The 24,977-nt window shown below is 76.7% G+C and carries 27 protein-coding genes; 12 read left to right on the top strand and 15 right to left on the bottom strand.

Annotated elements, in window-relative coordinates; genetic code table 11:
• Both BMZ50_RS12320 and BMZ50_RS12315 read right to left on the bottom strand, forming a co-directional pair.
• On the bottom strand, positions 1 to 871 hold an 871-nt coding region (locus tag BMZ50_RS12320), incomplete at its 3' end, for a DUF222 domain-containing protein (RefSeq protein WP_245753609.1).
• A 355-nt stretch (positions 872 to 1,226) separates the two neighbouring features.
• Positions 1,227 to 1,976: an IclR family transcriptional regulator gene (locus tag BMZ50_RS12315; protein WP_218146218.1), complete on the bottom strand. Its 750-nt coding sequence runs from the start codon at positions 1,974 to 1,976 to the stop codon at positions 1,227 to 1,229.
• Between the two features lie 185 nt (positions 1,977 to 2,161).
• Between BMZ50_RS12315 and BMZ50_RS12310 the strand changes: the two genes are divergently transcribed.
• Together BMZ50_RS12310 and BMZ50_RS12305 are read left to right on the top strand one after the other, a co-directional pair.
• On the top strand, positions 2,162 to 2,587 hold the full coding sequence (locus BMZ50_RS12310) for a YciI family protein (RefSeq protein WP_091324750.1): 426 nt from the start codon (positions 2,162 to 2,164) through the stop codon (positions 2,585 to 2,587).
• Positions 2,588 to 2,606: 19 nt separating this feature from the next.
• Entirely contained in the window at positions 2,607 to 3,869 is a 1,263-nt protein-coding gene (locus tag BMZ50_RS12305) for an RNA polymerase sigma factor (protein ID WP_091324747.1), read from the top strand.
• A gap of 26 nt (positions 3,870 to 3,895) precedes the next feature.
• Here the strand turns inward: BMZ50_RS12305 and BMZ50_RS12300 are convergent, their stop codons facing one another.
• A complete protein-coding gene (locus BMZ50_RS12300) occupies positions 3,896 to 4,216 on the bottom strand; it encodes a hypothetical protein (RefSeq protein ID WP_245753603.1) in 321 nt (106 codons plus the stop codon).
• Positions 4,213 to 4,677, bottom strand: a complete 465-nt coding sequence (locus BMZ50_RS12295) for a GNAT family N-acetyltransferase (RefSeq protein WP_091324744.1) — start codon at positions 4,675 to 4,677, stop codon at positions 4,213 to 4,215. The genes BMZ50_RS12300 and BMZ50_RS12295 overlap by 4 nt, the downstream gene beginning before the upstream one ends.
• A 113-nt stretch (positions 4,678 to 4,790) precedes the next feature.
• Here BMZ50_RS12295 and BMZ50_RS12290 point away from each other — a divergent pair, with 113 nt between their 5' ends.
• The 6 genes from BMZ50_RS12290 to BMZ50_RS12265 all read left to right on the top strand — a co-directional run bounded on the left by BMZ50_RS12290 (position 4,791) and on the right by BMZ50_RS12265 (position 10,844).
• Positions 4,791 to 5,795, top strand: coding sequence for an iron ABC transporter substrate-binding protein (locus BMZ50_RS12290; protein WP_245753602.1), 1,005 nt, complete (start codon positions 4,791 to 4,793; stop codon positions 5,793 to 5,795).
• Between the two features lie 62 nt (positions 5,796 to 5,857).
• On the top strand, positions 5,858 to 7,396 hold the full coding sequence (locus BMZ50_RS12285; protein WP_218146217.1) for an ABC transporter permease: 1,539 nt from the start codon (positions 5,858 to 5,860) through the stop codon (positions 7,394 to 7,396).
• Between the two features lie 22 nt (positions 7,397 to 7,418).
• Positions 7,419 to 8,492, top strand: a complete 1,074-nt coding sequence (locus BMZ50_RS12280; protein ID WP_091324741.1) for an ABC transporter ATP-binding protein — start codon at positions 7,419 to 7,421, stop codon at positions 8,490 to 8,492.
• A 35-nt stretch (positions 8,493 to 8,527) separates the two neighbouring features.
• Positions 8,528 to 9,316: an aldolase gene (locus tag BMZ50_RS12275; protein ID WP_245753601.1), complete on the top strand. Its 789-nt coding sequence runs from the start codon at positions 8,528 to 8,530 to the stop codon at positions 9,314 to 9,316.
• A complete protein-coding gene (locus tag BMZ50_RS12270) occupies positions 9,313 to 10,167 on the top strand; it encodes an NAD-dependent epimerase/dehydratase family protein (protein WP_091324737.1) in 855 nt (284 codons plus the stop codon). Before BMZ50_RS12275 ends, BMZ50_RS12270 begins: the two co-directional genes overlap by 4 nt.
• Positions 10,164 to 10,844, top strand: a complete 681-nt coding sequence (locus BMZ50_RS12265; RefSeq protein WP_091324735.1) for a glycosyltransferase — start codon at positions 10,164 to 10,166, stop codon at positions 10,842 to 10,844. Before BMZ50_RS12270 ends, BMZ50_RS12265 begins: the two co-directional genes overlap by 4 nt.
• Here the strand turns inward: BMZ50_RS12265 and BMZ50_RS12260 are convergent.
• From BMZ50_RS12260 to BMZ50_RS12240, 5 genes are all read right to left on the bottom strand, one after another.
• Positions 10,841 to 12,274, bottom strand: coding sequence for an ArnT family glycosyltransferase (locus BMZ50_RS12260; RefSeq protein ID WP_091324733.1), 1,434 nt, complete (start codon positions 12,272 to 12,274; stop codon positions 10,841 to 10,843). The two genes, BMZ50_RS12265 and BMZ50_RS12260, sit on opposite strands and share 4 nt — an antisense overlap.
• Positions 12,275 to 12,283: 9 nt before the next feature.
• Entirely contained in the window at positions 12,284 to 12,796 is a 513-nt protein-coding gene (locus tag BMZ50_RS12255; RefSeq protein ID WP_091324837.1) for a DUF6328 family protein, read from the bottom strand.
• A gap of 110 nt (positions 12,797 to 12,906) precedes the next feature.
• A complete protein-coding gene (locus BMZ50_RS12250; protein ID WP_091324730.1) occupies positions 12,907 to 13,374 on the bottom strand; it encodes a PGPGW domain-containing protein in 468 nt (155 codons plus the stop codon).
• A 118-nt stretch (positions 13,375 to 13,492) separates the two neighbouring features.
• Entirely contained in the window at positions 13,493 to 13,762 is a 270-nt protein-coding gene (locus BMZ50_RS12245) for a DUF2277 domain-containing protein (RefSeq protein WP_091324728.1), read from the bottom strand.
• 29 nt (positions 13,763 to 13,791) lie between these two features.
• Positions 13,792 to 14,412 (bottom strand): hypothetical protein, encoded by a 621-nt coding sequence (locus BMZ50_RS12240; RefSeq protein WP_091324725.1) that lies wholly within the window; start codon positions 14,410 to 14,412, stop codon positions 13,792 to 13,794.
• Positions 14,413 to 14,556: 144 nt separating this feature from the next.
• Between BMZ50_RS12240 and BMZ50_RS12235 the strand changes: the two genes are divergently transcribed.
• Both BMZ50_RS12235 and BMZ50_RS12230 read left to right on the top strand, forming a co-directional pair.
• On the top strand, positions 14,557 to 14,979 hold the full coding sequence (locus BMZ50_RS12235; RefSeq protein ID WP_091324723.1) for a hypothetical protein: 423 nt from the start codon (positions 14,557 to 14,559) through the stop codon (positions 14,977 to 14,979).
• A gap of 72 nt (positions 14,980 to 15,051) precedes the next feature.
• Entirely contained in the window at positions 15,052 to 15,942 is an 891-nt protein-coding gene (locus BMZ50_RS12230) for an SDR family NAD(P)-dependent oxidoreductase (RefSeq protein WP_091324720.1), read from the top strand.
• Between the two features lie 4 nt (positions 15,943 to 15,946).
• On the opposite strand, the gene BMZ50_RS12225 is transcribed toward BMZ50_RS12230, so the two are convergent.
• Positions 15,947 to 16,690 (bottom strand): GAF and ANTAR domain-containing protein, encoded by a 744-nt coding sequence (locus BMZ50_RS12225; RefSeq protein ID WP_091324717.1) that lies wholly within the window; start codon positions 16,688 to 16,690, stop codon positions 15,947 to 15,949.
• 366 nt (positions 16,691 to 17,056) lie between these two features.
• The gene (locus BMZ50_RS12220; RefSeq protein ID WP_091324715.1) at positions 17,057 to 17,284 is read right to left on the bottom strand and encodes a hypothetical protein; all 228 of its coding nucleotides are present in this window, start codon (positions 17,282 to 17,284) and stop codon (positions 17,057 to 17,059) included.
• 19 nt (positions 17,285 to 17,303) lie between these two features.
• On the opposite strand from BMZ50_RS12220, the gene BMZ50_RS12215 reads away from it, so the two are divergent.
• Entirely contained in the window at positions 17,304 to 17,942 is a 639-nt protein-coding gene (locus BMZ50_RS12215; RefSeq protein ID WP_091324712.1) for a hypothetical protein, read from the top strand.
• Between the two features lie 7 nt (positions 17,943 to 17,949).
• Here BMZ50_RS12215 and BMZ50_RS12210 read toward each other — a convergent pair whose 3' ends face one another.
• Positions 17,950 to 18,510 (bottom strand): dihydrofolate reductase family protein, encoded by a 561-nt coding sequence (locus BMZ50_RS12210; RefSeq protein WP_091324710.1) that lies wholly within the window; start codon positions 18,508 to 18,510, stop codon positions 17,950 to 17,952.
• 136 nt (positions 18,511 to 18,646) lie between these two features.
• Here BMZ50_RS12210 and BMZ50_RS12205 point away from each other — a divergent pair, with 136 nt between their 5' ends.
• Positions 18,647 to 18,925 carry a hypothetical protein gene (locus BMZ50_RS12205; RefSeq protein WP_091324708.1) on the top strand — a complete coding sequence of 93 codons (279 nt, stop codon included), beginning with the start codon at positions 18,647 to 18,649 and terminating at the stop codon, positions 18,923 to 18,925.
• Positions 18,926 to 18,931: 6 nt separating this feature from the next.
• Here the strand turns inward: BMZ50_RS12205 and cydC are convergent, their stop codons facing one another.
• Genes cydC through BMZ50_RS12190 form a run of 3 tightly spaced genes read right to left on the bottom strand, consistent with a single transcriptional unit; the run spans position 18,932 to position 24,921 of the window.
• On the bottom strand, positions 18,932 to 22,333 hold the full coding sequence (gene cydC / locus BMZ50_RS12200; protein ID WP_091324706.1) for a thiol reductant ABC exporter subunit CydC: 3,402 nt from the start codon (positions 22,331 to 22,333) through the stop codon (positions 18,932 to 18,934).
• Complete coding sequence (gene cydB, locus BMZ50_RS12195; RefSeq protein ID WP_091324704.1) at positions 22,330 to 23,346, bottom strand: cytochrome d ubiquinol oxidase subunit II; 1,017 nt, start codon at positions 23,344 to 23,346, stop codon at positions 22,330 to 22,332. Before cydB ends, cydC begins: the two co-directional genes overlap by 4 nt.
• An 18-nt stretch (positions 23,347 to 23,364) precedes the next feature.
• Positions 23,365 to 24,921 carry a cytochrome ubiquinol oxidase subunit I gene (locus BMZ50_RS12190; RefSeq protein ID WP_091324702.1) on the bottom strand — a complete coding sequence of 519 codons (1,557 nt, stop codon included), beginning with the start codon at positions 24,919 to 24,921 and terminating at the stop codon, positions 23,365 to 23,367.
• Positions 24,922 to 24,977: the final 56 nt, after the last annotated feature.

The following is a 24,977-nucleotide window of genomic DNA, read 5'->3' as shown; positions in this document are numbered from 1 at the left end:
CGGTGAGGCAGTCGGCCATCCGCGCCTGCTGGGTCCGCTCGTCCCCGGCGACCGCGCAGGCGGCGGCGTACTGCTCGAGGGCGGCGTGGCAGGCCCGGGCGACCGGGGCGGGCAGCACCGCGGCCAGGGTGGCCATGCAGTCCTGGCCGGGATGCAGCCGCACGCCGCGCTCGCGCAGCGCCGCGGCGGCCCGGCGCAGCGCGGCGTTCGGGTCGGCGCGCAGGACCGCCCGCCGGGTGGCCTCGCGCAGCTGGGGCGGGGTCTTCGAGCCCAGCCGGGCCAGCAGCCCGGCCTCGACCGCCGCCCGCACGGCGGGGTCGGCCAGCAGCGGCAGCAGGTCGGCCAGCACCGCGGCGTGCCGCTCGCCGAGTCGCCCGGCCTCCAGGGCGGCCAGGGTGGCCGGCAGCTGCTCGTCCAGGATCACCGCCTGCTCCAGCAGCGCCTGGGCGGCGTGCGCGGTCAGCCGCAGCCGGACCGCCACCTCATCGACCGCCCACTCCGACACGTTGGTCAACACCGCCGGGCGCGCCGCCCGGGACGCCGCCGAGGCCGCACCCCGCTCACCCGGCATCCGGTCGAGGGACCCGGCCGGGCGGCACCGGGCGAAGGCGGCCAGCGCCCGGAACCGCCCCGCAGCCGCCCGCCCCGCCGCCCGGTGCGCGTGCTCGGCGCGGTCCAGCTGCGCGGCGCCCTCCTCGAGCAGCCGCGCCAGCGGCGTCGGGGGCTGCTCCTCCATGCCCGCATCGCGGAACCGCGGTGGGTCGGCAGGCAACTTCAGCGGCGTCCGGAACCGGTGCGCCCGGCCGACCGAGCGCCGGGCCCCCAGCAGCCACCCGCGCACGCAGGACTCGACTGACGAGCCTTCCAACATCTCGAACACATGTTCGATGATAGCGGTTTCATGTGCCTGCTGACCAGCCCGAACAAGGCTCTTGGGTAGCGCAGTCGTCTCTCTTCGAACGGAGGGGGCGCACCCTGTGAAGGACTCGCTGCGGTGGGCCGGCCACGCTCGTGTCGGGGCCAACTGAAGGCGGTGTCCCCGCCCGGGTAGCACAGCGCACGGTGAGCGCAGTGCGGCGCACCACCCGCGCCGTGGCAGCCTTCTCTGGTCGGACACCGGCCGAGCCCGCCAGCCTCCGCCGCATGGTCGTGGACGTCCGGCCCGAGGTGCGCCTGGCGACCCGGGCCGATCAAGCGCGGCTCGAGCGCGGCCAGCCCCGGCAGGCTCAACCCGCGAGGCTGGTCAGGTCGGCGGCGCAGCGGCGCAGCGCGCCGGTGAGCTCGGGCAGTCGGGCCCGGGGCAGCCGCATCGCCGGCACCGACACCGAGACGGCGGCGATCGCGACTCCGTGGTCGTCGAGAACCGGGACGCCGATCGCGCTGATGCCAGGCTCCGTGTCGCCCTGGTTGAGCCCGTACCCGGCGGCACGGACACCGGCCAGCTGCTCGTGCAGCGCGGCCAGCTCCGTGGCGGTCAGCTCGCCCCCCAGGCGGGCGTCGACCTCCGCGGGCTCCAGCGCGGCCAGCAGCACCTTGCCCCCCGAGGCGTGGCGGGCGGGCAGCCGGGCGCCGGCGCGGGAGCCGATCCGCAGCGGCTGGCGGCTCTCCTCGCTGTGCAGGAACACCACCTCCGCCCCGTCGAGCACGACCAGGTGCACGGTCTCGTCGACCTCGTCGCGCAGCCGGCGCAGCAGCGGCGCGGCCAGCTCGACCAGCGCTGAGGTGGAGCGTGGGCGGGCCACCGTGCGGCGCAGCGCGGGACCGGCCCGGTACCGGCGGTCACCCGACTGCACGGCGAACTCCCGGTGCCGCAAAGTGGCCAGCAGCCGGTGGGCGGTGGAGCGGGCGACGTCCAGGTGTGCCGCCGCCTCGCTGACGCTCACCGACTCGGTGGTCTGCAGCAGCACCACCAGCTGCAGCGCCTTGTCGGCGGCGTCCACCAGGTACGCCGGGGGAGGCGTCCGGGCAGCGGTCACCCGGCAACGCTAGCCAGGCGTGCCGGAAAGCCCGCGGCGCGGGGAGACCGCGGGGCCGGGCGCCGGCGGAAAAAAATCTCGGCGCTCCTGTCGATCAGGGAGGCTGCCGTTCGACGTCTCAGTAGCGCGGGCTCGCGCCGGTCGACAGGATCGGCCCCCGCCGGGACACACGAGGAGAAGCCGCGATGCGTTACATGGTGATCGTCAAGGCCAACGAGGACACCGAGAACGGCGTCATGCCCACCGAGCAGGAGCTGGCCGAGATGGGCGCCTACAACGAGGAGCTGGTGAAGGCCGGCGTCATGCTCGCCGGCGACGGGCTGCACCCCAGCTCCCGCGGGTTCCGGGTGCGCTACGACGGCGAGGGGAAGAGCACCGTCGTCGACGGCCCGTTCGCCGAGTCCAAGGAGCTGATCGCCGGCTACTGGATCCTGCAGGTCTCCTCCCGCGAGGAGATCGAGGAGTGGGTGCGGCGGGCACCGTTCCGCAACGACGAGCTCGAGGTCCGGCAGGTCTTCGAGGTCGACGACTTCGGCGACGCCTTCACCCCCGAGCTGCGCGAGCGGGATGACCGGCTGCGGGCGATGGTCGAGGCCCAGCAGAAGTCCTGACGGTCGGGGAGGGGCGGCGATGAGCAGCGGGACGACGCACCGGGTCGTCGAGGCCGTGTGGCGGATCGAGTCCGCCAAGCTCGTCGCCGCCCTCGCCCGCGTCACCGGGGACGTCGGCCTGGCCGAGGAGCTGGCCCAGGACGCGCTGGTCGCGGCGCTGGAGCGGTGGCCGCAGACCGGCGTCCCCGACAAGCCGGCGGCCTGGCTGATGGCCACCGCCAAGCACCGCGCCGTCGACGTGTTCCGCCGCGCCGAGCGGCTCGAGCGCAAGACCGCGCAGCTCGGCCGCGACCTGCAGGAGGCCGAGGAGCCCGACTGGGCGGCGGCGCTCGACGAGGTGGTCGAGGACGACCTGCTCCGCCTGGTCTTCATCGCCTGCCACCCGGTGCTCTCCCGCGAGGCTCGGCTCGCCCTCACCCTGCGCCTGCTCGGCGGGCTCGCCACCGATGAGATCGCGCGGGCCTTCCTGGTCGCCGAGTCGACCGTCGCCCAGCGCATCGTCCGCGCCAAGCGGACCCTGGCCGCGGCCGCCGTCCCGTTCGAGATGCCGACCGGCCCGGACTTCACCGCCCGGCTCTCCTCGGTGCTCGAGGTGGTCTACCTCATCTTCAACGAGGGCTACGCGGCGACCGCGGGCGCGCACTGGACCCGCCCGACGCTCTGCCAGGAGGCGCTGCGGCTCGGGCGCGTCCTCGCCGAGCTGACGCCGGAGGAGCCCGAGGTGCACGGGCTCGTGGCGCTGATGGAGATCCAGGCCTCCCGCATGCGGGCCCGGATCGGCCCGACCGGCGAGCCGGTGCTGCTGGACGAGCAGGACCGCGGCCGCTGGGACCACGTCCTCATCGGCCGCGGGCTGGCCGCGCTGCGCCGCGCCGAGCGGACCGGCACCGCGCTCGGCCCGTACGCGCTGCAGGCCGCGATCGCCGCGTGCCACGCCCGGGCGCGGACGGCGGCGGAGACCGACTGGATCCGCATCGCCGCCCTGTACGAGGCGCTCGCCGAGCTGGCGCCCTCCCCGGTGGTCGAGCTCAACCGCGCGGTCGCGGTCTCCCGCGCCTACGGTCCCGGCGCCGGGCTGGAGCTGGTCGACGCGCTGGTCGACGTCCCGGCGCTGCGCGGCTACCACCTGCTGCCGAGCGTCCGCGGCGACCTGCTGGCCCGGCTCGGCCGCGCGACGGAGGCCCGGGCCGAGTTCGAACGCGCCGCCGCGCTGACCCGCAACGAGCAGGAGCGCGTCCTGCTGTCGGATCGCGCGGCGGCCTGCGGCGGTCCGCTGCGCTGAGCGGCCGTACGCGCCCCCGCCGGATCTCAGGGCAGCCGGGCCAGCAGCGCCCGGGCGACGGCGACGGCGGGGCCGGTCACCGGCCGCACCCCGGCCGCGGCCCGCAGCCAGGCCGCCAGCGGGCCGGCGACGTCGGGGGACAGCGCGGCGATCCACCCGGCCGTGCCCGCCCGCGCCTCGGCCACGTGCTCGGTGCCGCCCCCGGGGAGGTGCGCGACGACCTCCGGCCGGGTGGCCAGCAGCCCGCCGGCCCGCCAGTCGCCGGGCGTCGTCCGTCCCGCGAGGGCCTCCAGCCGGTCGGCCGCGGCCCGCAGCAGGGCTGCGGACTCCTCGTCGGGCAGGGTCACGGCGCGGTGGGCTCGCGGCGCATCGGGACGTGCGGAATGCCGTCCTCCACGTAGCCGGGGCCGCTGCGGCGGAAGCCGAACGTGCCGTACCAGCCCTCCAGGTGCGCCTGCGCGCCGAGGGAGATCGGGGCGTCCCCGCAGAGCTCGATGCCGGCCTCGAGCAGCCGGCCGGCCAGCCCGCGGCCACGGGCGGACGCCGCCGTCGCAACCCGGCCGATGGTGCGACGCTCCCCCTCGTCGAGCACCCGGATCGTCGCCAGCACGCCGCTGTCGTCCTCGAACCACAGGTGCACGGTGGCCGGCTCGGCGTCCCGGCCGTCGAGCTCGGGGTAGGGGCACCGCTGCTCGACGACGAAGACGTCGACCCGGAGCCGGCAGAGCGCGTAGAGCTCGAAGGGGGTCAGCTCGGCGAAGCGGGCCGTGCGCAGGCGCGGTGGGGCGGAGCGCTCTCCGGAGGGCATGGGCCAGTTGTAGCCGATGCGCCCACCCGCCCGGCCGCCGGTCGTGATACACCTTCCGGTTAGGTCTGCCTTGCCTATCTTCCCGGAGGAACCACGTGACCAGGCTCGCGCGGGTGACCGCGATTCTCGCGGCTCCCCTCACCGCGGCCGGTGTGCTCGCCGGCTGCGGCTCGAACGACGCGGCCGCCGCCGGGACGCTGACCGTCTACAGCGCCCAGCACGAGAGCCTGATCCGGACCATGCTCGAGGACTTCACCGAGGAGACCGGCATCGCGCTGGAGTTCCGCGACGCCAACGACGCGGAGCTGGCCAACCAGATCGTGCAGGAGGGCGAGGCCTCGCCGGCCGACGTGTTCCTCACCGAGAACAGCCCGGCGATCGACGTCCTCGACGACGAGGGCCTGCTGGCCCCGCTCGACCAGGCGACCCTCGACCAGGTCGGGGAGCAGTACCGCCCCTCGTCGGGCAACTGGACCGGCTTCGCCGCACGCTCCACCGTCCTGGTCCACAACCCCGCCCAGCTGCCCGAGGCGGAGCTGCCCGCGTCGATCCTCGACCTGGCCGACCCGGAGTGGGAGGGGCGGATCGGCATCGCCGCCGGCGGCGCGGACTTCCAGGCGATCGTCAGCGCCGTCCTCGCCCTGCGGGGGGAGGAGGCCACCCGCGCCTGGCTGGAGGGTCTCGAGCGCAACGCCGCCGTCTACCAGAGCAACACCGCGGTCATGGTGGCCGCCGACGAGGGCGAGATCGACGCCGGGATCATGTACCACTACTACTGGTACCGCGACCAGGCGGAGAAGGCGCTCAAGGGGGACGACGCCCGCCTGCACTACTTCGGCAACCAGGACCCGGGCGCGTTCCTCAGCGTCTCCGGCGCCGGCGTCCTCGCCTCCAGCGACCAGCCCGAGGAGGCCCAGCGGCTGGTCGCCTACCTGACCAGCCCGGCGGCGCAGCAGCGGCTGGCCGAGAGCTCGGCGCTGGAGTACGCGGTGGGCACCGGCGTCGCCTCCGCCGACGTGCTGCCCCCACTGGCCGACCTGCAGGCCCCACCGGTCGACCCCGGCGCCCTCGACCAGCGGCGGGTCACCGAGCTCATGCAGGAGGTGGGGCTGCTCTGAGCGCCGCCGTGTCACCGGCCGCACGGCCCGGGGCGCCGGCCGGGCCGGGCACCCCGGGCCCGGTGCGCGCGCGCCGCCCGGGGCTGCGCCGCACCCCGGTCACCCTGCTGCTGGCCGCGGCCGTGGCGGCGCTGGCGCTGCTGCCCCTGGGCTACATCGCCGTCTCCACGGCCGGGCTGGGCTGGAGCGGCATCCGGGAGCTGGTGCTGCGCCCCCGGGTGGGCGAGCTGCTGTGGAACACCGCCCGGCTCGCCGGCGGCACCGTGGTGCTCTGCGCGGTGCTGGGCGTCGGCGCGGCGTGGCTGGTGGAGCGCACCTCGGTCCCCGGTCGCCGGGTGTGGCACGTGCTGCTGGTCGCCCCGCTGGCCGTCCCGGCGTTCGTCAACAGCTTCGCGTGGATCTCGCTGCTGCCCGGCGTGGACACCTACGCCGGTGCGCTGCTGGTCGTGACCCTGTCCTACTTCCCGTTCGTGTACCTGCCGGTCGTGGCCGCCTTCCGCGGCCTGGACCCGGCGCTCGAGGACACCGCCCGCGGCCTGGGGCTGTCCAGCTGGGCGGTCTTCCGGCGGGTGCAGCTCCCGCAGCTGCGGGTCGCGCTGCTGGGCGGGAGCCTGCTGGTCGCCCTGCACGTGCTCGCCGAGTTCGGGGCGCTGCAGATGCTGCGCTACCCGACGTTCACCACGGCCATCTACGACCAGTACCGGGCCACGTTCAACGGGCCGGGCGCGACGACGCTCGCCGGCGTCCTCGTGCTGCTCTGCCTCTTCCTGCTCCTCGCCGAGCTGCGGCTGCGCGGCCGCCGCGGCTACGCGCGCACCGGGGCGGGGGTGGCCCGCCCCGGCCGGCGGGTGCGGCTGGGCGCGCTGACCGTCCCCTCCCTGCTGGCGCTCGCGGCACTGGTCGGGCTCTCCCTCGCCGTCCCGCTGGCCGGCCTCGGCACCTGGCTGGTCCGCGGCTCCTCCACGGCCCTGGACCTCGGCGCCCTCGCCACCACCACGGGGACGACGCTCGGGCTGGCCGCCGCGGCCGCCGTCGTCACCACCGCGATGGCCCTGCCCACGGGCTGGCTGGCCGTCCGCTCCCGGGGTCGGGTGGCCACGCTGCTGGAGCGCAGCACCTACCTGGGCAGCTCGGTCCCGGCGATCGTCATCGCGCTCGCGCTGGTCACCCTCGCCATCCGCGCGACGCCCTGGCTCTACCAGACCGTTCCGGTGCTGCTGGCCGCCTACGCGATCCTGTTCCTGCCGCGGGCCATCGTCACCGTCCGTGCCGCGGTCGAGCAGTCGCCCCCGCTCTACGACGACGTCGCCGCCTCGCTCGGCTCCTCGGCCCCGGACCGGCTGCGCCGGGTCACCCTGCCGCTGCTGGCCCCGGGCATCGGCGCCGGCGCCGCCCTGGTCTTCCTCGCCGTCGTCACCGAGCTGACCGCGACGCTGCTGCTGGCCCCGACCGGCACCACCACCCTGGCGACGGCGTTCTGGTCGGCCAGCAGCGCCCTGGAGTACGGCGCGGCCGCCCCCTACGCCGTGGTCATGGTGCTGCTCAGCGCACCGGCTACGGTGCTGCTCTCCCGCGACTCCAGCCGAGGACTGACGACCTGATGCCCGACGAGGACCCGACGACGTGAGCTCTCTGACCGTCACCGGCGTGACGAAGTCCTACGGCGCCACCCCGGTGCTCACCGGGGTGGACCTGCACGTTCCCGGCGGGGGCTTCACCGCCCTGCTGGGCCCCTCGGGCTGCGGGAAGACGACGTTGCTGCGGCTGATCGCCGGCTTCGACGACCCCGACACCGGGACCGTCGACGTCGGCGGCCGGCTGGTCGCGGGCCCGGGGCGCAGCGTCGCCGCCCGCCGGCGGCGGATCGGCTTCGTGCCGCAGGAGGGCGGGCTCTTCCCGCACCTGCCCGTCGCCGGCAACGTCGCCTTCGGCCTGCCGCGGCGGCAGCGCCGGGACCGCGGCCGGGTGGCGGAGCTGCTCGCCCTGGTCGGCCTCGACCCCGCGCTCGCCGACCGCTCGCCCCACCAGCTCAGCGGCGGCCAGCAGCAGCGGGTCGCGCTGGCCCGCGCGCTGGCGCCCGAGCCCTCGCTCGTGCTGCTCGACGAGCCGTTCTCCTCCCTCGACGCGTCGCTGCGCGAGGAGACCCGGCAGGCCGTGGTCGACGCGCTGCGGGCTTCCGGCGCGACGGCGGTGCTGGTCACCCACGACCAGGCCGAGGCGCTGTCGATGGCCGACGAGGTGGCCGTCCTGCGGCGCGGGCGCCTGGTCCAGCTGGCCGACCCGCGCACCCTCTACCGCAGCCCCCGCGACCTCGACGTCGCGTCGTTCGTCGGCGAATCCGTCGTCCTCGACGCCGAGGTGCGCGCCGGGCAGGCGCACACCGCGCTCGGCGCCCTCGCCCTCGAGCGGCCCTGCCCGGACGGTCCGGCCCGGGTGCTGCTGCGCCCCGAGCAGCTGCGGCTGGCCCCGGTCGAGGGGGGCGTGCCGGTGGCCCGCGTGCGCAGCGTCGACTTCTTCGGCCACGATGCGCGGGTGCGGCTCGAGCTGCCCTCCGGGCTGGCGTGCAGCGCCCGGCTGGAGGGCTGGGACCTGCCGGTGGCGGGCGAGGACGTCTCCGTGCGGGTCGTCGGCGCCGCGCTGCCGTTCCCCGCGGGCGCCCCGGATGCACCCGCCGTCGCCCAGGTCCGGGGGGCCTAACACGGCAGAACTTAGGTGTGCCTAAGCTCACCCACGTGGACCTCTTCCTCTTCACCGTCGATCCCCGCTGGGGAGCCGACGTGGTCGCCGCCGGCGCGGCCGGGATCATCGTCGACTGGGAGCGCCGGGGGAAACACCGCCGGCAGCTGGGCGAGAGCACCCAGATCAGCACCGACACGCCCGCGGACCTCTCCCGCGTGCGCGCGGCCACCGACGGGCGGCTGCTGTGCCGGCTCAACGGCTACGGCCCGTGGACGGCCGGCGAGGTGGACGACGCCGTGGCCCGCGGTGCCGACGAGCTGCTGCTGCCGATGGTCCGCACCCCCGAGGAGGTCGACCGGACCCTCGACCTGGTCGCCGGCCGCTGCGGGCTCGGCATCCTGGTGGAGACCCGCGCCGCCGTGGACCGCATCGCCGAGCTGGCCCGGCGGCCGCTGGCGCGGATCTACGTCGGGCTCAACGACCTGCGCATCGACAGCCGCTCCGACCAGCTCTTCCAGCCGCTCGTCGACGGCACCGTCGACGCCATCCGCGCGCTGGTGGACCGGCCCTTCGGGGTCGGCGGGCTCACCCTGCCCGAGGGTGGCTTCCCGGTGCCGGGCCGGCTGCTGGCCGCCGAGCTGGTCCGGCTCGGCGCGGACTTCACCTTCCTCCGCCGGTCCTTCACCGCCGACATGGCCGGCCGCGACCCCTTCGTCGAGGTGCCCCGCCTGCTCGCCACCCTCACCCAGCTCCGCTCCGCCGGCCGGCCCGACGTGGCGGAGCGGCGGGCCGCGTTCGTCGCCGCGGTGACGGCGGAGATGCCGGTGGCCCAGCCGGCATGAGGGCGCTGGTGACCGGCGCCGGCGGCTTCGTGGGGCGGCACCTGGTCGACCGGCTGCGCGCCGACGGCTGGGAGGTCGTCGGGCTCACCCGGGACCGGGTCGACCTGGCCGACGCCGCCGCCGCTGCAGCCGCGGTCCGGGCCGCCGACCCCGACGTCGTGTTCTCCCTCGCCGCCGGGCGGGCCAGGGCGAATGCGGCCGAGCGCGCGGCGACCACGGCGGTCAACACCAGCCCGTGGCTGGTCGACGCCCTGCCCGACCGGTGCCGGGTGGTGGTGCGCCTGGGCTCCTCCACCGAGTACGCGGCCGGCCCCGCCCCGCTGGACGAGTCCGCACCGCTGCACCCCCGCGGCTTCTTCGGCGCCACCAAGGCCGCCGGGTCGCTGCTGCTGCAGGCAGCCGCGGCCGAGCGGGGCGTGCGGGCGGCCGTGCTGCGCGCGTTCCAGGTGTACGGCCCCGGGGACCACCCCACCCGGCTGGTCCCGGTCGTGCTCGCGGCCGCACGCAGCGGTGGTGTCGTCCCGCTTCCGGCCCGGACGAGCCGCCGGGACTGGGTGTGGGTCGGGGACGTCGTGGAGGCCTGCGTGCGGGCCGCGCTCGCCGACGACCTGCCGCCGGGCCAGGTGCTCAACCTGGGCACCGGCGTGCAGACCTCCACCGAGGAGCTCGTCGCCACCGCCGCGCGGGTGACCGGGCGGCCGATCGCCACCGCCCCGGGAGCGCACCCGGGCCGGGCCTGGGACACCGACTGCTGGGTCAGCGACCCCTCGCTGGCCGCCGCCCTGCTGGGCTGGCGGCCCACGGTCGACCTCGCCGCGGGCCTCGCCCGCACCTGGGCCGCCGGGGCATGAGCGGGGCCACCCGGCCGCGGGTCGCCGTCGTCGTCCCCGTGTACCGGAACGCGGCGACCCTCGCCCCGCTCGCCGAGCGCCTCGCGGCCGCGCTGGAGGGCCGGCCGTGGCGGCTGCGGCTGGTCATCGACGCCTCACCGGACGACAGCGCCGAGGTGGCCGTCGCGCTGGGCGCGGCCGACCCGCGGATCGCCGTGACCGGCCTGCCGGTCAACGTCGGGCAGCACGCCGCGCTGGTCCAGGGCCTGGCGGCCGAGCCCGACGCCGACGTGTGGGTGTGCCTGGATGCCGACCTGCAGGACCCGCCCGAGGCGGTGCCGCTGCTGCTGGAGCGGCTGGCCGAGGGGGACGTGGAGGCGGTCTTCGGCGGACGGCGCGGCGCCTACGAGTCCCCGCTGCGCCGGTTCACCGGCACCGTGCACCGCCGGGTGGCCGCCCGGCTCACCGGCCTCCCGCCGGACGCCGGCGCGTTCCTCGCCCTGGGACCCCGCGTCAGGGAGGCGGTCCTGGCCGCGCAGGCGCCGAGCGTCGTCCTCGCGGTGGGGCTGGCCCGGCGGCCGGTGACGAGCCTGCCGGTGGTCCGCGATCCGCGCCCCGAGGGCCGGTCGGCGTGGACCGCGCGGGCCCGGCTGGCGCAGTCGGCGCGCTCCCTGGCGTGGGCCCTGCGCCGCCGCTAACGCTCCCAGAGCTGGACGACGAGGTCGGTCTTCACGGCCGGGAAGGAGCGCTCGGCGGTGACCCGCAGCCCGGCGCCGGCCAGGATCGCGTCGTCGTCGGTGGGCACCGGCGCGCCGTCGATCAGCCGGCGGACCAGCCAGACCCGGTCGGCGCCGGCCGGGGCGTCGTCCGGGGGCAGGACGACGTCGGGCCGCAGCTGCGGAGCCGCCGTCCGCACGTAGTGGTCCACGCCGGTCGCCGAGCGCTGGTCGGCCGCCACCACCGGCTCTCCCGGGCGGTGCCGCTCGGCGAGGAACGCGACCACCTCATCGGCGCGCTCACGCGGTTCGCGGGCGGCCAGCGGGGCCGCCGCGAGCAGCGACAGGGCCACCAGCAGCGCGGCGACGGGCGCCCGGGCGGCGCGGGGGACGGCCAGCGCCCCGGCGGCGGCCAGCACGCCCAGCGCCAACAGGCCGGCCAGCAGGTAGCGCGGCAGGTACACCGGGCGCACCAGCTCCGCGCCCAGGAGCAGCAGCAGCGGGACCAGCAGCCAGCAGGCCGCCACCACCCGCAGGCCGGCCGCGCGCAGCGCGCCCAGCACCGCCAGCCCGACCGTCAGGTACAGCAGCGGCGTGCGCCCCCCGGCCCACGCCTCGACGGCGCGGTCGGCCAGCGTCCCGCCGGTGTCGCGCAGGTGCTCGGCGTTGCGGCCGCCGGTGCCGTTGAGCAGGTTGACCGCGACCAGCGCGGCGGTGGGGACGGCGGCGGCGGCGCCGGTGAGCAGGACCGGCAGCGCCCGCCGCCCCCGCAGCAGCAGCGCCGCGACGACGAACCCGGCCAGCACCGTGACCGCGTACCAGTGCATGAGGCCCATCGCGGCGCCGGCCAGGCCGAACAGCAGCAGCCCCCGCGGCGGTTCCTGCAGCCGGCGCACCAGCCCCAGCAGCGCGGCGCCGGTCGCCAGCACGACCAGGCCGTAGCTGCGCGCCTCCACGGCCTGCTCGAGCAGCAGGGGAGCGGTGGCGAGCACGGTGCCGGCGAGGACCCCGGTGGCCGGTCCGGCCAGCCGGGTGACCGCGCGGGTGACCAGGGCCAGCCCGCCGGCGGTGGCCAGCAGCGACAGCACCCGCAGCGAGGTGTCCCCGCCCAGCCCGGGCAGCGACGTCCAGGCGCAGACCACGAGGTAGTAGGGCGCGTTGTACGACGGCGGCACGTCGGCCAGGTAGCTCGTCGTCCCCCGGCCCTCGACGACCGCGGCGAGGATCTCCCGCACCGGCAGCCGCCCCACCTCGGCGGTGAACAGCTCGTCGAACCACAGCCCGTGCCCCGGGAGCAGCAGCACGGTGCCGAGGACGGCGACCACCAGCGGCGGCAGAAGCTCCGCCGGCGACCAGCGCAGCGGCGGTGCGGCCGGCGGCGCCGCGACCGGGCGGACCGCTGTCGCACTCACGGCCTCAGCCTAGGCAGGCCCGTCCTCCTCACCGGGCGTGCGGGTCCGCTTCCAGAACGGCACGACGATCCACCACCACGCCAGCAGGGCGCCGACGGCGCCGACCGTCAGCCAGGCCAGGGTGCGGCTGAAGACGACGTCGACCACCAGCAGCAGCGCCGCCAGGATCGCGACGGCCAGCACCACGAGGCCCGCGAAGGCCGACCGGTTGCTGCGCCGCAGCAGGGCCTCCTTCTCCCGCTGCCGGAACAGCACCCGGTGCTGCGCGGCGGGGGCGATGAGCAGCCCGGTGGCGACGGCCACGGCCAGCAGCGTCACGAAGTAGACGCCGCGCTGGAACTCGTCGAGCTCCGCGCCGCGCGCCTGGAAGGGCACCACGAGCAGGAAGGCGAACAGGAACTGCACGCCCGGGAGCGCCACGCGCAGCTCGGTGAGCAGCTCCATCAGCTCGCGGTCGATGCGTTCCTTGTGGCTCTCGCCCCCCGGGTCGCCCCGCTCGCGCGCCGCGTGCACGCCGGCCATGCCGGTCACCGCCCTCGTCCGTCCACCTGTCGTCCCCTGGGGCGGAGTAGTTACCACGAACGGACCGGAGGGGCGGAAACCGGGTCCGGGCACGGCTTCCGTGAGGGAGATCAACCGTCCACGCCTGCGGTGATCCGGTCGAGCAGGTCGTAGCGGCCCGCGGCCCAGATGACGACGCCGATCGCGGCGAGGCCGCCGAGGGTCATCGCCGTCGAGCTCACCGGGTGCTGCCGGGCGTGCGCCCAGGCGTCCCGGGCGTTGCGGCCGAACGCGGCGAGGAAGCGGCGCGCCCAGTCGAACTCGGTCGACCACACCCAGAGGCCGACGAGGACCGGGGGGACGGTCAGCGGACCGGGCAGCACGGAGAGCGCGGCGCCGAGCAGCACGAACAACAGGCCGATCACGAAAACGGCGATCCGGTAGACGGTGCCCAGGACGGGCCGGCGGCGGATGCGATCCCGCCAGCATCCTGGCCGCACCGGTCGCGCGGCCCCGAGGCCGTCGCGGCAGTTCGGGCAGCGGGTCGGCCGGCCCGAGGAGACCGTCGACGGCGGTGCGGCGCCCGAGGTGCGGTCCACGGCTCCCCCTGGGAGGGTGCGTGCCCGGCCGCACCCCGGACTCGGACCGGCCGGGTCCCGGGCCTACCCGGCCCGGCGTCCGGTCACGCGCGCCGGGCGCGACCCGGCGGTGCGCCGCTCAGGTCGCGTACCGGGCCGCCGCCCGCTGCCGGGCCTTGGCCGCCTCGATCTCGCGGTCCTTCGGGGGCGCGGTGGTGACCAGCGCGGCCAGCAGCCGCGCGGAGGCCTCGGCCACCTCGGCGACCGCGCGGTCGAAGACCTCGGCGTTCACGTGTGACGGCCGGGTCGTGCCGCTGATCTTGCGCACGTACTGCAGCGCGGCGGCGGCGATCTCCTCGTCGGTGACCGGTGGCTCGAAGTTGGCCAGCGGCCGGATGTTGCGGCACATGGCCGCAGCCTAGGAGTGAACGGGGACGGTCAGCCGGAGAAGCCGACCCGGTCGATCTTCCGGTGGTAGCGGGTGCCGAGCACGCCCCCGAGTACCGCACCGAGCAGCGTCACGACGGCCATGCCGAGGAGCGTGAGGATCCCCGCGGTGGTGGCCGTACCCTCGTCGATGGGGATGCGCGGCAGGTCGAGGGCCTCCAGCACGTTGTATTCCCGGCCCAGCAGGAAGCCGGCGAGGGACAGCCCCGTCACCACGAGCAGCCCGATCAGCCAGACGGCGACACCCTGGCGCAGGCCGGTGAAGCGGGCCATGCGCCCGGCGACGTACCCGCCGGCCAGGTAGGCGAGGAACAACACCGCCAGCAGGGCCACCGCGCCGCCCAGGCCGATCGTCTCGGCCCCGGCCGAGACGTCCCCGGCCGGAGCCACCCCCTGGGTCAGCCCGAGGGCCACCCCGGCCGCCGAGAGCAGTGCGACGAGCAGGACGGCCAGGCCGTTGGCCGACAGCCACCCGAAGAAGGCGGCGCCCCACTTCATCCCGCCGAAGGTCGAGCGCTGCGCGGCCACCGCGTCACGGACCGGGCCGCGGGTGGCCGAGGCGCCCGCCCGGGTCGCGTCGCGGTCGTGGGCGGTGTGGTCGTCGGTCACCATGGGCAGCCTCCTGCTGGGCGGAAAGGAACTCCGCCCCCGGCGGCGCCGGGACGTCGGGACAGCGGAGCGCACGGTCACGGTGCCCGCCCGCCCGTTGCCCGAAACGACGGCACCGGCCCGTGTGGTGGACGAGGAGGAACGACGATGACGGTGCTGTTGGTCGACGCGGCCAACGTGGTGGGCGCCCGGCCCGACGGCTGGTGGCGCGACCGGCTGGGTGCCAACGTCCGGCTGCTGGCCCGGTTGGCGGCACTGGTCGGGCGCACGGTGCCCGGCCCCGACGGGACGCCCCTCACCGTCGACGACGTGGTCGTGGTCGTCGAGGGGGCGGCCCGGGACGTCACCGCGCCCGAGGGGATCACGGTCGTGCGCGCCCCGGGCAGCGGGGACGACGCCCTGGCCGACCAGGCCGCCCGGCTGGCCGCCGAGGGGGTCGACGTGCTGGTGGTGACCGCCGACCGCGGGCTGCGCGCGCGGCTGCCCGAGGAGGTGCCGGTCGTCGGCCCGGGCTGGCTGCTCGGGGTGCTGGCCGAGCGGCCCCGCATGAGCGGCGAGCGCCCGGGGTAGACCGCCGGGCACGTCGAGCCGGGGCGGTGGCCACACGGTGCGAGCCCTCGGCGCCCCGGCCCGAGGAGCCGCATGAGCACGCCGTCCCGCCCGCTCGTCGTCCTGGTCACCGGCGCGTCCAGCGGGATCGGCCGGGCCACCGTGCACACCGTCGCCGGCCGCGGCGACCGGCTGGTCCTCGTCGCCCGCGGCCGGGAGGCGCTCGAGGAGACCGCCGCCGAGGCGCGCGCCGCGGGCGCCGCCGACGTGCTGGTCCGCCCCGCCGACGTCGCCGACGCCGAGGCCCTGCAGGGCACCGTCGACACCGCCGTCGAGCGGTTCGGCCGGCTCGACGTCGTCGTGCACGCGGCCCAGACCATGGCCTACGGCCGGATCGAGGACGTGCCCCGCCGGGTGTTCGAGGCGGTCGTGGACACCGGCCTGCACGGCACCGCCAACGTCGCCCGGGCGGTGCTGCCGATCTTCCGCCGCCAGGGCGCCGGGCACCTGGTCGTCGTCAGCTCGCTGCTGGCCTCGGTGACCGCACCGCTGATGGGCACCTACGCGGCGGCGAAGTGGGGGCAGCTCGGGCTGGTGCGCACCCTGCAGCAGGAGGTCCGGGACGTGCCCGGCGTGCACGTCTCCGCCGTGGCGCCCGGCGGGGTGAACACCCCGATCTACCACCAGGCGGGCACGTGGGCCGGCAGCACCGGACGGCCCCCGCCGCCGGTCTACTCGGCCGCCCGGGTGGCGCGGGCAGTGGTCGCGCGGCTGGACCGGCCGCGACGGCTGGTGCAGTCCGGCGTCGCCAACCCGCTGGTGATCGGCGCCTTCCGGCTGCTGCCGGCCGTGTACGACGCGCTGGTCGGCCCGCTGTTCCGGGCGCTCGCGCTCGCCGGGGACGGCGCCCCGCCGAGCGAGGGCAACGTCTTCGCCTCACGATCCGAGGGCAATCGCAGGGACGGCCGCTGGCGCTCGCTCTGAGCGCTCACCAGCGGGCGGGACGCTCCGGCAGCTCGCTCTCGAAGGAGGCCACGAGCGCGGTGGCGACGTCCCGGAGCTTGACGTTGCGGCGCTGCGAGGAGAGCTTCAGCAGCTCGAAGGCCTGCTGGGTGGTGCACTTCTCCTGGGCCATGAGCAGCCCGATCGCCTGGCCGATCGTCGCCCGCGTGTCCAGGCCGCCGCGCAGCTGCTCGGCGTGGTCGAGGCCGTCGGCGATCCGCAGAGCCACCCCGAGCGCGCCCGAGGCGTGCGCGGCCCAGCGGCTGCCGATCGGCTCGTCCTCGGGCCCGAAGGCGCCCCGTTCGGTGGAGTAGAGGTTCAGCGCCCCGATGCTGCGTTCCTCGACGAACAGCGGCAGGGACAGCGAGGACCGGACGCCGACCTGCGCGGCGAGTGCGGGATAGGGGCCCCAGCGGGTCTCCGCGGGCATGTCGTCGACCCGGACCACGACGCCCTCGCGCATCGCCTGCAGGCAGGGACCGTCGTCGGTCTGGTACTGCCGCTCGTCGGCCTGCTGGGCGAGCGGGCCGGTGCTGGTCACGGTGACCGCGCCCCCGGGGCGGGCCAGGGTCAGCCCGCACGCCTGGGCGTGCGGGGTCTGCCGCACCGCGAGGTGGACGAGGTCGGTCAGGAAGTCGTTGAGATCACCACCGGAGGCCAGCAGGTCGAGCAGGTCGCCCTCCTGGTTGCCGCGTCCCTGCTGCGCCGGATCGCGATCGAGCGTCCCCACCGATTCCTGCGTCCTCTCTCGTTCGGCGTTGTGCCACCCGGTCGTGTCCTACGCAGCAGTATCCCGGATGGCCTGGTGTGACGCGAGCCATGCCCGGTCGCCGAGCGGAGTGGACCGGTCCGCGTCACCTCGACCGATCCACTCCGGTCACCGGGCGGCCCCGACGCCCGGACCGCATGGGGTCCTCATCGGGGAGCCGCCGGGGTTCTCGTCCCCCGGGGCACCGACCGCGTCGGCGCCGCCATCCGGATGACCCAGAGCTCGACGGACGGCGACGCCGGCGCGAGCAGTGTGGGCCCGCGCCGGACGCGGCGGAACCTGCACGCGCGAGGGGCGGTGTGGCGGTCGCCCTCCGTGGCGGGCCGGTCAGCCGCGGCGGAGCGCTCGGCGCAGCCAGAGCCTGCGCTCGCTCCCGGGCGCGGCCGCGGGAGCGGGCTCGGGGGCCGGCTCCAGCGCCGCGTGCCGCTCGCGCAGCCGCGCCCGGATCTCCTCGGGCGTGTGGGCGCGGCGCCGGCGCTCCTGGCGGGCGAGCACCGCGCCCGTCGCCGCGACGCCCGCGAGGCCGGCCACTCCGAGCAGCTTCCACACGCGCACGGTCGCCTAACGTAGCCGCATGCCCCCGGTCCGTGCGCTCCCGCTCGACGAGGCGGTCGAGCTGACCCGGACCGGTGACGTCTGGGTCTTCCGTGGCGCCTCCGTGGCCGACCGCGCCATCCGGGCGTTCACCAACGCCCCGGTCAACCATGTCGGGATGGCCGTCGTGCTCGACGACCTGCCGCCGCTGCTCTGGCACGCCGAGCTGGGGCGCACCCTGCCCGACGTCTGGACCGGCCAGCACCAGCGCGGCGTCCAGCTGCACGACCTCGCCGACGCCGTGCGCACCTGGCGGCACCGCTACGGCCAGCGGGCCTGGCTGCGGCAGCTGGTCGGCCCGGCCGACGACGGCGGCGTGACCCGGGAGATGGAGGACGCCGTCCTGCGCGCCGTCGCCCGGTTCGACGGCAAGCCGTTCCCCACCACCCGAGGGCTGGTCCGCGGGTGGGTGAACGGCCGGCTGCGCCGCGGGACGACCGCTGAGACGGTGTTCTGCGCCGAGCTGGTGGCCGCCACCTACACCGCGATGGGGCTGCTCGACGGCGACCGACCGCGCAACGCCTACGACCCGGGCAGCTTCTGGTCCGGCGACGATCTCGAGCTCCTGCAGGGAGCCACCCTCGGGCCGGAGATCCCGGTCGAGGTGCCCCCGGCCTGAGCCGCGCTCAGCCCTCTCGGAGCACGCGGTAGGTCGTCTGCACCATGCCGCCGGGGAACACCTCGGTCCGCTCGTGCGCGAGCGGGACGTCGGCCGGCAGCACGCCGAACGGGGTGTGCCCCGCGCCGATGAGCACCGGCACCCGCGACAGGGTGAGGTCACCGATCAGCCCGGCGGTGAGGAAGGCGTGCACCGTCCGGCCGCCGTCGACGTACACCCGCCGGTACCCGGCCGCCGTCAGCGCCGCCACAGCGTCGTCGAAGGACGGGTGCACGGTGATGCGGGCGTCTTCGCCGGGCTCGAGCGTCGTGCTGATCACGTGCACCGGCTTGCCCTGGTAGGGCCACTCCGCCAGCGGCGCGATCACCTCGTACGTGCTCCGCCCCATGACGAGGGCATCCACGCCGGAGACGAACGCGGTGAACCCGAAGTCGCCGCCGGCGCCGTCGTCCGGGGCGCCGCCGGCTTCGGCGCCCCCGGTGAGCCAGGAGAGGTCGCCGTCGGGACGGGCGATGAAGCCGTCGACGCTCATGCCGAGGAATACCGAGCCGGTGAAGGGGGTGTCCATGCCGGCAGGGTGCCCGACAGCAGTGACACGTCGGGGCTCCGCCGGCGCGCCGGACCGTCAGACCCCGCGGATAGGACATGGACGAGGTCCCCCCGGTGTTGCACACGAGTGCGGGGGGACCGCCCAGGAGGCCACCATGTCCACCATCCACTGGGCCCGACCGGACATCGCCGGCGACGTCCTCGCGATCGCCCGCGATCGGCACGCCGCGCCGCCGCGGGAGATCCGCATCCGACCCGAGCTGCACGCGTGCATGCTCGCGCAGCTGGACCCGGCCGCGCGCGCGGCCGTCGAGCGGGGCACCCTCGGTGCGCCGCCCGGCGTCCCGCTCGTCGTCGATCCGGAGCTGCCCGCCTTTCCCGGGTTCGAGGTCGTCCGGGCCCGGCCCGCCGGCCCCCGCGTGCACGCGGCCTGACCTCGGTCACCCGGCCAGCGCGGCGGCCGGCTCCCCGAGGCGGACGACGGTGTCGCCGGGCTGCGCGACGGCGTCGTCGTGGGTCACGCAGACGACCACCCGGCCGTCCAGCGCTCCCCGCAGGTCGCGGAGCAGGGCCGCGGCGGTCGGTGGATCCAGGTGGGCGGTGGGCTCGTCGAGCAGCACGACGTCGCGGTCGGTCAGCAGCGCCCGGGCGGCGGCGAGCCGGCGCCGCTCGCCGCCCGACAGCGCCGTCCCGCCCGCACCGACCGGGGTGTCCAGGCCCGCGGGCAGCCCGTCGAGCAGCCCGGCCAGCCCGGTCGCGGTCAGCGCGGCGCGCATCCGGGCCTCGCCCTCCGGCCCGGCGAGCGCCCCGCGGGGCGCGGCCACGGCGAGGTTGGCCCGGATGCTCGAGGCGAACACGTGCGCTTCCTGCGGGAGCCAGGCGATCCGCGAGCGCACGCCGTCCCCGGTCAGCCGGTCGGCCGGCACCGCCCCGAGCCGGTAGCCACCGGCGCGGGGACGCAGTGCGGCCATGAGCACGGCCAGGAACGTCGACTTGCCCGCCCCCGACCGGCCCCGGACCACCAGCCAGCCGCCGTCGGCCGACGCCGCGGTGCTCAGGTCGCGCAGCACGTCCGGGCCGCCCGGCCAGCCGGCGGTGAGCCCCGCCGTGGCCAGCCCGCCGACCGGGGCCGGGACCGGCAGCGGCGCCGGCGGGTCGTCCGGCACCGGCGCGGTGAGGACGGCGTCCAGCCGGGCGCGGGCGTCGGCCAGAGCACCCCGGCGCTGCAGCGCCCCGACCAGCGCGGTCAGCGGCTCGGCCAGCGCCAGGGGGGCCAGCGCGAGCACCGCGACGACCGGGCCGGTGGCCGCGGTCGCCCCGACGGCCGCCGCGGCGACCGCGGCCAGCCCGGTGCCGAGCGCCACGAGGCCGTTGCCCACCGCGCCGGCCCGCGTGCCCCTGCGGGCGGCGGTCGCCCGGCGGGCGGCGAGCCCGGCCAGGTCGGCCGCGGTGCGGGTGGCCAGGCCGTGCGCCCGCAGGTCGGCCGCGCCCTCGAGCACCGTGGTGGTGTCGCGCAGCACGGTCACCCGCAGCGCGGCCTCGGCACGGGCGGCGCCGGCGTCGAGCCGCCGGTGCACCGCCACCACCAGCGCGACGGTGGCCGCCAGCACCAGGCCGGCCGTGCCCGCCGCGGCCGGCGAGAGCAGCGCCAGCGCACCGACGGTGCCCGCGGTGACGGCGCCGGCGACCAGCGCGGGCGGGACGACCCGCACGGTGAGGTCCTGCACCAGCCCGACGTCACCGACCACCCGGGCCAGCGCCGCGCCCGGCGTCCGGTCGGCGGCGAGGCCCTGCGCGCCCAGCGCCCGCCACAGCCGCACCCGCAGCCCGGCGGCCAGCCGCAGCGCGGCGTCGTGCGCGGTCATCCGCTCCACCCAGCGCAGCAGCGCCCGCCCCAGGCCGAACAGGCGGACGCCGACGATCGCGACCATCAGCGTGAGCACCGGCGGCATCTCCGCGGCGCGCACGATCAGCCAGCCGGAGACCGCGGTCAGCGCCACGCCGGCACCGGCCGACGCGGTGCCGGCTGCGACCGCGCGGACCAGCGCCCGGCGCTGCCCGTCCGAGGCCGGGACCGGCCTCTCCGCGCCGGAGGTGGGCGCAGGGACGTCCGGCTCCGCGGCCGGGGCCGGACCTTCGGCGCGGACAGCCAGCTCCGGGGGTGCGGTCTCCGGGGCGGCGAGGGTGATCGCGCGGTCGGCCAGCGCGGCGAGGGCGGGGTCGTGGGTCACCAGCAGGACCGTGACCGTGCCGCGCAGCCCGGCCAGCACCGCGGCGACCCGCGCGGCGGCGACGTCGTCCAGGTGCGCCGTGGGCTCGTCGAGCAGCAGCAGCCGGGCGCCGCGGCGCACCCGGACCAGGGCCCGGGCCAGCGCCACCCGCTGCAGCTCGCCGGGGGAGAGGGTGGTGCACCCACGGCCGGCCAGCTCGGTCGCACCGACCCGGGCCAGCGCCTCGACGACGAACGCCTCGCCCACGATCTCGTCCGCCCCCGGCTCGGAGCCGGCGTGCCGGCGCAGCTCGTCGGCCACCGTCGCGCCGGTGGTCCGCGGGTGCTGGGGCAGGTACGCCACCCCGCCGGCCGGCACCCCGGTGACCGTGCCGCCGACCGCGGCCGAGGGGTCGACCAGCCCGGTGAGGACGGCGAGCAGCGTGGACTTGCCCGCGCCGCTCGGCCCGCGCACGATCACCAGCTCGCCGGGCCGGACGGCGAGGTCCACCGGCGGAAGGGCGGGCCGGTCCCGGCCGGGGTGACGCACGGTCAGCCCGGTGACCGCGAGGTCGGCACCGCGCGGGTCGTCGTCCGGCCCCGCCGCGACCACCGAGCGGGCGGGCGGCGCGGCGAGCACCGCGCGGGCCTCGGCGGCGGCCAGCGCGGCGTCCTCGTTGGCGTGGTGGGCGGCCCCCAGGGCCCGCAGCGGGGCGAACGCCTCCGGGGCGAGCAGGAGCGCGGTCAGCCCGACGGCCAGCTCCACGTTCCCGTGCACCAGCCGCAGGCCCACCGTGACCGCGACCAGCGCGACCGACAGGGTGGCGATCAGCTCGAGCACCAGCGCGGAGAGGAACGCCAGCCGCAGCGTGGCCAGGGTGCGCCGTCGCGAGGTCTCCCCGAGCTCGGCCAGGGCGGCGACCTGCTCGGCGGCGCGGCCCAGACCGACCAGCACCGGCAGGCCGCGGACCAGCTCGGCGACGTGCGCGGCGATGCGGTCCAGCGCCCGGGCGGCGCCGGTCGTGCCGTCCCGGGTGGCCAGCCCGACCAGCACCATGAACACCGGCACCAGCGGCAGGGTGACCGCGACCAGGACGGCCGAGAGCAGGTCGGTCGCGGCGAGGACGGCCAGCAGCACCGGAGGGACCACCAGCGTCTGCGCCAGCGCCGGGAGGTAGGTCGTCAGCCCCGGGGCGAGGTCGGCCAGCCGGGTGGTGGCCAGCACCGCCGCGGGGCCCGGACCGCCCGCCGCGGCCACCGCCGCCGGCGACCCGGCGAGCCGGTCGACCAGCCTCGCGCGCAGCCGCTCCTCGGCCCGCCGGGCGTCGCGGGCGGCGGCCAGCTCGCCCAGCGACCCGGCGACCGCGCGCAGCGCGACCCCGGCGGTGGCCAGGACCAGCGGACCGGGAAGGGCCCCCTCGGCGTGCCCGACGGCCCGGGCCACGGCGTGCGCCAGCCCGGCCGCGAGCAGCACCACCCCCGCCGTCTGCCCCAGGGCGGCGAGCGCGGCACGGCCCAGCGCCGCGGGTAGCCCCGGGACCCCGTCGAGCGGCGCCAGCGGCCCCCGTCCCCGGCCGTCGTGGCCCGGGGGGCCGCCGACACCTGGGCCCTTGTGGCCACCATGGCTGGTCACGCGGGCACCCCGGCGGGCTCGGCGTGCACCGGCTCCGCGGTCAGCCGCGTGCGGAACACCCAGTAGGTCCAGGCCTGGTAGGCGAGCACGACCGGGAGGCCGACGGCAGCCACCCAGGTCATCACGGTGAGCGTGTAGTCGCTGACCGAGGCGTCGGCCACGGTGACGTCGAAGGCCGGGTCGATCGTCGAGGGGACGACGACCGGGTAGGCCGCACCGAAGATCGTGGCCGCCGCGGCCGCGAGCATCGTGCCCCACGCCGCGAAGCCCTGCCCCTCGCGGCCGACCCGGATCCGCGCCCAGGCCACGACCACCGCCAGGGCGGCGAGCAGCCACAGCGCCCCGGTGACCGGCGTGCCGTACCGCAGGTGCACCAGCCCGGCCCAGGCCAGCAGCGGCAGCGCGGCCACCGGCGCCCACCGCAGCGCGAACCGCCGGGCGGCGACCCGCACCGGCCCGTCGGTCTTCAGCGACAGGAAGATCGCGCCGTGCACCAGCGAGAAGGCGAGCACGGCGACCGCGCCCAGCGCCGCCGGCCAGCCCAGCCCGGAGAACGCGCCGCCGACCCGGTTGCCCTCGCCGTCGACCGGCAGGCCGAGGGTGGTCGCGCCCAGGGCGGCGCCGATGCCGAGGGCGGCGATCAGCGAGCCGGCGGTGATGACCCGCGTCCAGGTCGTGTCCCACGCCGCGGTGTGGTGGGAGTGCCGCCACTCGAAGGCGACCGCCCGGATGATCAGCCCGAGGAGCACCAGCACGAACGGCAGGTAGAGCGCGGGCAGCCAGGTGGCGTACCAGCCCGGGAAGGCGGCGAACACCGCGCCGACGGCGGTGATCAGCCACACCTCGTTGCCGTCCCAGAGCGGGCCGATGGTGCGCAGCAGCAGGTGCCGGTCGGCGGGGCGGCGGCCCAGCACCGGTAGCAGCGCGGCGACGCCGAAGTCGAACCCCTCCAGGAGCAGGAAGCCGGTCCACAGCACCGCGACGGCGGCGAACCAGAGGGTCTGCAGATCCATGGGAGCAACTCCTGCGGCTCAGTAGGCGAACGAGAGGACGTCGTCGTCACGGTCGCGCCGGGGCGCGTCACCGCCGTCGTCGACCTCGTCGGGCGGCTGCGGGGTGAACCCGGGCGTCGGGTGGTCGTCCCCGGTGGTGACGCCGCGGCGCACGAAGCGGGTGATCAGCCACAGCTCGACCACGGCCAGCGCCCCGTAGACCGCGGTCAGCGCGATCAGCGACGTCCACACCTCGGCGGCCGAGACGCCGGGGGAGACCGCCTGCGCGGTGAAGAACCAGACCTGCTCGTCGACCGGGACGTCGGGGTTCGGGACGACGACGAAGGGCTGGCGGCCCATCTCGGTGAAGATCCAACCGGTCGCGTTGGCCACGAACGGGGCGGCCACCGCCAGCAGCGCCCCGTGGACGCCGATCCGCGACGTCGGCACCCGGCCCCTGCGGGTCGCCCACAGCGCGTAGGCGGCGACCGCTGCCGAGACCGCGCCCGTGCCGATCATCAGCCGGAAGCTCCAGTAGGTGACCGCCAGCACCGGGGTGTAGTCGATCGGCTCGCCGGCCTTGGCGCCGAACGACGGGTCGTCGGGGTAGGTCGCCCCGTAGACCGCGGCGTAGCGCTCCTGCAGGTCGTTCACGCCCGGCACCGCCGAGGAGAAGTCGCTGTGCGCCAGGAAGGAGAGCAGCCCGGGGACGGTGATCGAGTGGACGTCGTCGCACTCGTTGGAGCCCAGCTTGTTCCACGCGAGGATCGAGAACGACGCCGGCGCCTCGGTCTGACACAGTGCCTCGGCCGAGCTCATCTTCAGCGGCTGCTGCTGGTACATGAGCTTGCCCTGCCAGTCGCCGGTCAGGGCGACCAGCACGAACGCCGCGAGCGACACCCAGCCGCCCAGCCGCACCGAGCGGCGCCAGACCTGGTGATCGGCGTCGGCGGTCGGCTGCCCGGCCAGCTTCCGCCGGCGCAGCTGCCACAGGCCGACCCCCACCAGCAGCGCGCCGGCGACCATGAGCGCGGCGACGATCGCGTGGCTGAACGCGGCCAGCGCGGTGTTGTTGGTCAGGACGGCGAAGAAGTCGACCTGCTCCGGGCGGCCGTCCTCGGCCACCGCGACCCCGACCGGGTGCTGCATCCAGGAGTTGGCCGCGATGATGAAGTACGCGCTGACGATCGAGCCGATCACCGCCGCCCACAGCGCGGCCAGGTGCACCTTCTTCGGGATCCGGCCCCAGCCGAAGATCCACAGGCCGAGGAACGTCGACTCGAGGAAGAAGGCCAGCAGCGCCTCCAGCGCCAGCAGCGAGCCGAAGACGTCGCCGACGAAGCGGGAGTACTCGCTCCAGGCCAGCCCGAACTGGAACTCCTGCACCAGCCCGGTGGCCACGCCGAGCACGAAGTTGATCAGGTAGATCCGGCCCCAGAAGCGGGTCATCCGCAGCCACTCGGGCTTGTCCGTCCGCACCCACATGGTGTGCATGACCGCGACCAGGATCCCCAGTCCGATGGTCAGCGGGACCATCAGGAAGTGGTAGACGGTCGTGATCCCGAACTGCCAGCGCGCCACGTCCAGGACGTCCACGGCTCGTCTCCTCAGCAGCGACGTACGATCGGTCGCGTTCTTTCTACGCTGAGTAG

The organism is Geodermatophilus ruber (assembly GCF_900114385.1).
In the GTDB taxonomy this organism is placed as follows: Bacteria; Actinomycetota; Actinomycetes; order Mycobacteriales; family Geodermatophilaceae; genus Geodermatophilus; species Geodermatophilus ruber.
The sequence above is the reverse complement of the archived record's forward strand: the minus strand, read 5'-3'. Positions and strand labels throughout refer to the sequence as shown.